The sequence below is a fragment of the Paenibacillus maysiensis genome, from assembly GCF_000520815.1.
In the GTDB taxonomy this organism is placed as follows: Bacteria; Bacillota; Bacilli; order Paenibacillales; family Paenibacillaceae; genus Paenibacillus; species Paenibacillus maysiensis.
In genome coordinates, this window is sequence record NZ_ASRY01000079.1 from 40391 (window position 1) to 47872 (window position 7482).

Consider the following 7482-nt stretch of genomic DNA (forward strand, 5'->3'; position numbering starts at 1 on the left):
CCCTTGGAATTTTCCCCCTTCACACACTCTATCAAGGTATATATAGATTCCATATTCTTTTAGAGTATACATAATATGAACTACAATCTTTTCATTGAGTTATTCAGCTTGCCATATATCTTTCAATTTCCAATATGTCAGCCCATTTACTAGTGCCTCTCCACCCTCCGTTATGATTTCTATGCCTAGTAATTTCTCACTCGGATAGATGCGACTTGTCATCGTAGCTTGCCCTTCATTCGCAAACATTTCAATGGATGAGCGATCCAGATATACATGCAATGTCAACTGCCCCTCAGCATTGAAGGCTGTTTGACGTACTCCATCTGTCTTCTTACCTGATTTAGAACAATTAAGCATAAGTTTCTGCTCCGCAATAGAATATGTGATAACCGTTTCTTCTCGACCTGTTCCGCGAAACTTCAAGCCTACCAGGTCTGCACTTGACTTCGTGAGGTCGAACACTACCTTAACTTCAAGCAGATCGGCTTCAACTTCCTTGTAGTAACTTCCAGAAATAGCGCCATATTGATACAAAACATGTTTACTTTGACGAAGTAACTTCATTTCTTCAACTGGAGTCATCAGTACTTTATTATTGTCACCCAACGTAATTAAACGTGGGATCGTCATTGCTCCACACCAGCCGTCTGCTTTCGTCGGCATATCCGATTCCCACATATCCATCCAACCAATCGCAATGCGGCGACCTTGATCATCTAGAAAAGTTTGAACCGCATAGAAGTCATGACCATTATCCAACTCGATGAACTCTCCATGCTTATATTCATTACTTTCATAATTATATTCGCCAACATAATATCCCGTCTGGAACAAGTTATTGTACTTATCTCCTTGCGCATCAATACCTTGTGGGGAGAACATAAATATATGCTTACCGTTCAGTTCAAAGAAATCAGGGCACTCCCACATGAAGCCCATATTCTTATCTCCTTGCAGAAGCACACCATGATAGGTCCAAGTTCTAAGATCGGGAGATGTATATAGAATAACACGCGGCAGATCTTCTTTCGTGCTGTTACCTAGGATCATGTACCATGTATCCTCATTCTTCCATACCTTCGGATCACGGAAATGCTGGGAGCTATCTGTCGGAGGTTCAGCGATTACGGGATTCTGCCTTAGTTTTGTAAAATGAATGCCATCTGTGCTTACTGCCACATTTTGATTTTGGAAAAAGATATTGTTTGGTTGATCAATATAGTGATGGCCGGTATAGATCAATGTCAGTTCGCCGTTATTATCTACTGCGCTTCCTGAGAAGCAGCCATCAAGGTCACACGCATCTCCAGGCGCTAATGCAATCGGACAATGCTCCCAATGTACAAGGTCTTTACTCTTCACGTGACCCCAATGCATTGGGCCCCAGTTCTCATCATAAGGATGATGCTGATAGAAGGCGTGATATTCACCTTTAAATTGAATTAATCCATTTGGGTCGTTAATCCAGTTTGCTGGTGCCATAATATGATAACCTAAGCGGTACCGCTTGTTCATTTTCGCTTCTGCCTGTTTCAACGCTTCCTCAGCTTGCTTCGTATTGTTATTATATGTGTTCATCTGTCTTCCTCCTATGCTGTTTCAATATGCTTGTTAGGCTTGGGATCCAGCTTTTTTGGTTCTTTCTTTAAGGTAAAGATTGAGATTGTTGTAAAGGCAAATACGAAAACACCCATAATCACGTACGTATTTGCAAAGCCTCTAATGTCATAAGACATACCGGCGATTGGCGAGAAGATCGAAGCTCCTACCTGACTCGTAAACTGGTATCCCACTAGATACAAGATCGAAGACAGACGCGTATCGAAATTAGCAGCCAAGTACTTAAATACGGAGATCAACATGATTGGCAGTTCCAATGCGTGAATCAATTTCATAGCTGAGATACCATAAGGTCCAATAACTAAGCCTGAACCCATGATCCGGAACGCCATCAAGAACCCTGCCAATATCAGACCCTTTTTTGCTCCAATTTTGTTGACAATGAAAGGCGCTAAGAACATTATGCCTGCTTCCAAGAATACTTGTAGGGAATTTAAGTAACCGTAAACTTGATTGCCTAAAGCAACCGTTGAGAACGTCGATGAAAAGTAATTCGGGAACTGCTGGTCATACACATTGTAAATACAGGTAACACCAAGAACATATAAAATGAAAAACCACAAATGCTTATTTGCAAACAAATAGCCGATTTGCTTAAAGTTAACAGATTCTGCTCGCTCCATCTCGGAATCTGTCATTTCAACTTTAATTGTCATCATAATGATAAACAGAATGACAGCAGATACTGATGCAATCCAGAAGTTAATGTTAGGGTTGATATTGAAGAGCTGACCAGCGAAAAATGTTGCTGCTGCCCAACCTAGCGAGCCCCACATACGAGATTTTCCGTATTCAAAGTCATATTTTCGGCTGATTTTCTCGACATAAGATTCGATGGCTCCGATCCCTGCCAAAAAAGAAATACCCAAGTATAATCCACCTACAATTGCGCCGAGGAATACATTGTATTGAAGTAACGGCCCATAGATAAAGATATAGAAAGGACCAACAAATAAGAGTAAAGAACTGATTAGAAATAAAATATGCTTCTTCAATCCAATTTTATCAGATATATAGCCATAAAGCGGTTGCATACATAGCGCAAAGATAGCGTTTACAGTAAAGATAACACCTGTTTCAGCACCATTCAGACTGATTTCTTGCCCTAGCCAGATGGAGAACAATGAATAACTTGCTGACCAAGTAAAGAAGAAAAAGAAGAAATAGGCACTTAGTTTCCAATACATGCTCTTTGACTTTCTCATATCGAACGCTCCTCAAAGTTGAACATTTAATGTAAATGAAAGCACTTCCGTATTTACAGATCGATTATATGTCAACCGCTTTCATATGTCAACCGCTTGACATATTTTCGAAAGGAAAAGAGCTCTCCTCTTTGATTTCAATTACTCTAATAAGGATAGCTCCACCTTATATCACAATGCTGAAAGCTATGGAAATTGTATTAAGCTGTACTAGCTTCAATAAGTTTCACTGGTAGATAGGTTTCTCGCGGGACATCACTAAATCCACCTTCAATTTCTTTAATAAGTAACTCTATGGAAGATCTCGCGATCTCCTGTATTGGTTGCTGAATTGTCGTTAATTCAGGGAGAAGATTGCGGGTTGTTTCAGTTCCGTCATATCCAATTACGCGAATATCTTCAGGAACACGTTTTCCTCTTCTTCTTGCTTTAGCAATAAAAGACGCAGCCACCAAGTCATTACTCGCAAACAATCCATCTACTTCAGGATGTTCATCGAGCAAGCGTTTAATCGGTTCATCGTGATTCTGTTGGTGGAAGGGATCATTTATTTCATAGGTAATTGCCTTTCGACCATACTGCTCCATCACATCTTCATATGCTTTTCTTCTTAAGCTTGCCGGTGTTTCCAATTCAACAGGGCCATTTATGTGTAAGATATGCTTGCACCCCTTTTCAATAAGCAGTTCTGACGCCAGTTTTCCACCCAAATAATTATCCGATCCTACAACTGGGATTGAATCGGATAGGAAGCGATCGATCGCAATGACGGCAATGTTCTTCTGTTCATAATTTACGATACCTCGGTTGTGTGTACCAACGATAATACCGTCAACTTGATTTCGCATAAGCATATCCACATAAGATTCTTCTTTATCTAGCTGATTCAAACTGTTACAAAGCAACAGCTTATAGCCTAATGACGCACAAATATTTTCTATATGAAAAGTCAGCTCTCCGAAAAAAGGGTTGCTTGTAGTTGGAATGATTAATCCAATCAGGTTTGTTCGTTTACTAAATAATGACCGAGCCACATCATTTGGAAAATAATTCAGCTCCTGCATCGCTTTATGAACTTGATCCTTCGTTTCTTGACTGATATAGCCACGATTATTAAGTACGCGAGAAACCGTAGTCGGTGAAACTCCAGCTAATTGTGCAACATCGTTAAGTTTTGGTTTCATTGATTCTCCCTGCCTTCTCTCCATGCCATATCTCCAATTATTTTTTTCATTTTAACATGGTTAAATGTGAAAAAACATGCTTGAGCATTCTTATGGATTATTCTTCAGAATTGTCTCCCTCTAAGAATCTCCTTGGCGACAGAAGAACGAATAGGATGATACGTGAATATATTGTTAGCTGATATCACGTACATCATGCTCTTCATATGTTACAACCTTCTTTATTTCTTCTCTGTCCCTCTTAGTGAATTGGGGTTTCAGAAACTTGAGAAGTATACATCCCGTTCTCATTTAAAAATGTTTTGGATATCTCACTTCAAAGCGAAGTGATCTCTTTGGGGGTGTTGTCGGATGATACATTAGAATTATGCGATAGCATCTCTTTCTTGAAGCCTTGATTTTTTCGAGGGAGGACTCTCCCATGCGGTGGTGTTATTGAGCGACGATGTAGAAATTAAGAAACCCGCTATAATCAAGCTGAGTACCTTATTCCAAAACTCCCCCTAATCGATTCGGTTGTTCATTACAATATAACTTGTGCAATAAAATCTGTACTGAAATCCGAATGACACATGGTGATGATCGTATCCTTGGAATAGACAACGACGATCTCACCAGTGACGAACCCTTCCAGGGAAACCAAAGACGAACACACAGAGGAAGGTGTCTTGTTATTGTGCAATCCGGGCATCTGGCAGGTGAATTGTTGCTTCAAGCTTCAGCAACTGGAGGCTTGCAGGGAGAAACCAGACTACAAATGAACCATGAACTACAAATGACCATTCAATATCATCATGGCCTTATTCCTCCTGTATAGCGAACTGTCCATATGGGTTTAAATGAGAGCCGTATCCATTATACAAAAGAGGTTCCTGACAATGAGCAGGAGCCTCTTTTGTGTTATAACTGTTTGCTTCATCTAACCATGGAAGCAATCGAACAGAATTGCAAGAGTTCAATAAGCAAATAAGAATGATAAAGCTGGTTGACATTATGTATATACATGATTTAATCTTGTATATACAAGATGATGAAAGCGTTATATTAAACATATTTACGTTACTGCATTCGCAAGAAAGGAAGGATCATGGATGGAAGGAACGAATAAGGCCTTAATCCCTCAAGATACAGATTGGTGGCGCAAATCAGTCGTCTATCAGGTCTATCCCAAAAGCTTTAACGACACAACGGGTAAAGGGACCGGTGATATCCGAGGACTGACGCAAAAGCTGGATTATTTGCACAGGCTGGGTGTTGATATTATCTGGCTACAGCCGGTATATGTCTCACCACAGCGTGATAACGGGTATGATGTAGCGGATTATTGCCGGATCAATCCGGAGTATGGAACGATGCAGGATTTCGAAGAATTGAGTCAGGAAATTCAGGCGCGTGGAATGCACTTGATGTTAGATATTGTGGTTAATCATTCTTCGACGGAGCATGTCTGGTTTCAGCAGGCACGGTTTTCCAGGGAGAGTGAGTACAGAGACTATTATATCTGGCGTGATCCAGCACCCGATGGAGGACCTCCCAATAATTGGATTTCCAAGTTTGGTGGACCGGCCTGGCAGTATGACGAGGCAACAGACCAATATTTCCTAACGCTGTTTGACAAAACTCAGGCAGATCTAAACTGGGAGAATCCGAAGGTTCGTCAGGAGGTTGTCAATCTGCTGGAATTCTGGGCTGAAAAGGGAGTCAGTGGCTTTCGGCTGGATGTCATTAATTTGATCTCCAAAGATCATCGCTTCTTAGATGATGATGGAAGCGCTGTTCCTGGGGACGGTCGTAAGTATTATACTGACGGTGCACGTGTACATGAATACATTCAAGAATTGCATGACAAAGTATTTGCTAAATATAACAGCGTCACTGTGGGGGAAATGTCCTCCACGACACTGGAGCACTGCATCCGCTATTCCAATCCAGAGAACGAAGAATTGTCCATGACGTTTAATTTTCATCATCTGAAGGTGGATTATCCCAATGGACAAAAATGGGAATTGAAGCCCTATGATTTTGAGATGCTGAAAAAGCTATTCTCGGACTGGCAGATTGGCATGCAGCAGGGGGGCGGCTGGAGTGCATTGTTTTTGAACAATCATGATCAGCCAAGAGCGATTTCTCGCTTTTTGGATGATGGCGAATACCATGCAGAAAGCGCCAAGCTACTCGCGACCACGCTGCATGGCCTTCAAGGAACGCCGTATATATTTCAAGGTGAAGAGATTGGTATGGCCAATCCGAAGTGGTTAGATATTGAAGAATTCCGGGATGTTGAATCTCTGAATATGTATCGTATTTTACAGGAACAAGGCAAAAGTGCGGAGGAAGCATTAAATATCATTCGAGAGCGCTCCCGTGACAATTCGAGGACACCGATGCAATGGGATAACACTCCCAACGCGGGCTTCACTACAGGTACACCCTGGATCAAGGTGGATGAACGTTATCCACAGATTAACGTTCAGGCACAGTTGGAGGACCCGGACTCTATCTATCATCATTACCAAAAGCTGATTCGTTTGCGCAAGACGGTGCAAGTCATCACGGATGGGGATTATCAACGTCTGGACGATGCTCATCCTCAGGTATATGCCTATCAACGCAGCAATGCACAGGAGACTTTGGTTGTGATCTCTAATTTTAGCGGACAGAATACGCAATTCGCGCTGCCTGATTCATTTTATTCTCAATTCAAAAATCAGGCTTTAGGATCGTCCGAGCTTTTAATTGGCAATACCAAGCATGCTCCAGAGCTGGATCAGGTGATCACTTTGACCCCGTATGCATCTTATATGTGGATCATTCGTTAGCTTTGGTTGAATAGTATAGAAACATACGGTAACACCCCAAGGTACGTTGCTTTTTACAACCGGGGTTGCTGCATTAAAACGAGCAAACGTTAAGGGAGTGGGATAGATGGCGATTGAAAGAGCAAAAGTAGAAGAGATTATTAAAGCTGTTGGCGGAAAAGACAATATAGAGGCCTCTACGCATTGCGTAACCCGTCTGAGGTTTGCCCTCTATGATGATAAGCTGGTTGATACGGATGCCCTTGAGCAAAATGATCTGGTTAAGGGGCAATTTTCTTCACAAGGGCAGTATCAGGTCGTGATTGGCCCGGGCCTGGTGGATAAGGTATATGATGAAATGATTTCAATAACAGGGGGGAGCCGGGCTTCTAAAGACGAGGTTAAAAATACCGCCAGCAAGAAACAAAACCCGATTCAGCGTGCCATCAAGACGCTGGCAGATATTTTTATCCCCATCCTGCCCGCCATCGTGACAGCAGGCTTACTGCTGGGAATAAATAATATTTTGACAGGCAAGGGGATCTTCTTTGAAGGAATGGCCCTGGTTCAGGTCTATCCCCAATGGACCGACTTTGCTGCCATTATTAACACCATTGCCAGCACCGCTTTTGCTTTCCTACCCGCCTTAATCGGCTGGGCAGCCGCTATCCC

Annotated in this window: 6 protein-coding genes; 3 read left to right on the forward strand and 3 right to left on the reverse strand. The window is 41.9% G+C overall.

What is annotated here, in order from left to right; genetic code table 11:
- Window positions 1–99: 99 nt before the first annotated feature.
- From L696_RS0105495 to L696_RS0105505, 3 genes are all read right to left on the reverse strand, one after another.
- Complete coding sequence (locus tag L696_RS0105495; protein WP_025682756.1) at window positions 100–1581, reverse strand: glycoside hydrolase family 32 protein; 1482 nt, start codon at window positions 1579–1581, stop codon at window positions 100–102.
- Between the two features lie 11 nt (window positions 1582–1592).
- Window positions 1593–2828, reverse strand: a complete 1236-nt coding sequence (locus L696_RS0105500) for an MFS transporter (RefSeq protein ID WP_025682757.1) — start codon at window positions 2826–2828, stop codon at window positions 1593–1595.
- A 200-nt stretch (window positions 2829–3028) separates the two neighbouring features.
- Entirely contained in the window at window positions 3029–4012 is a 984-nt protein-coding gene (locus L696_RS0105505) for a LacI family DNA-binding transcriptional regulator (protein WP_025682758.1), read from the reverse strand.
- Window positions 4013–4577: 565 nt separating this feature from the next.
- On the opposite strand from L696_RS0105505, the gene L696_RS32305 reads away from it, so the two are divergent.
- From L696_RS32305 to L696_RS0105520, 3 genes are all read left to right on the forward strand, one after another.
- Window positions 4578–4829, forward strand: a complete 252-nt coding sequence (locus tag L696_RS32305; protein ID WP_280740120.1) for a hypothetical protein — start codon at window positions 4578–4580, stop codon at window positions 4827–4829.
- A 274-nt stretch (window positions 4830–5103) separates the two neighbouring features.
- On the forward strand, window positions 5104–6831 hold the full coding sequence (gene treC / locus L696_RS0105515; protein ID WP_025682759.1) for an alpha,alpha-phosphotrehalase: 1728 nt from the start codon (window positions 5104–5106) through the stop codon (window positions 6829–6831).
- Between the two features lie 106 nt (window positions 6832–6937).
- A partial coding sequence (locus L696_RS0105520) for a glucose PTS transporter subunit EIIB (protein ID WP_025682760.1) occupies window positions 6938–7482 on the forward strand: 545 nt, incomplete at its 3' end.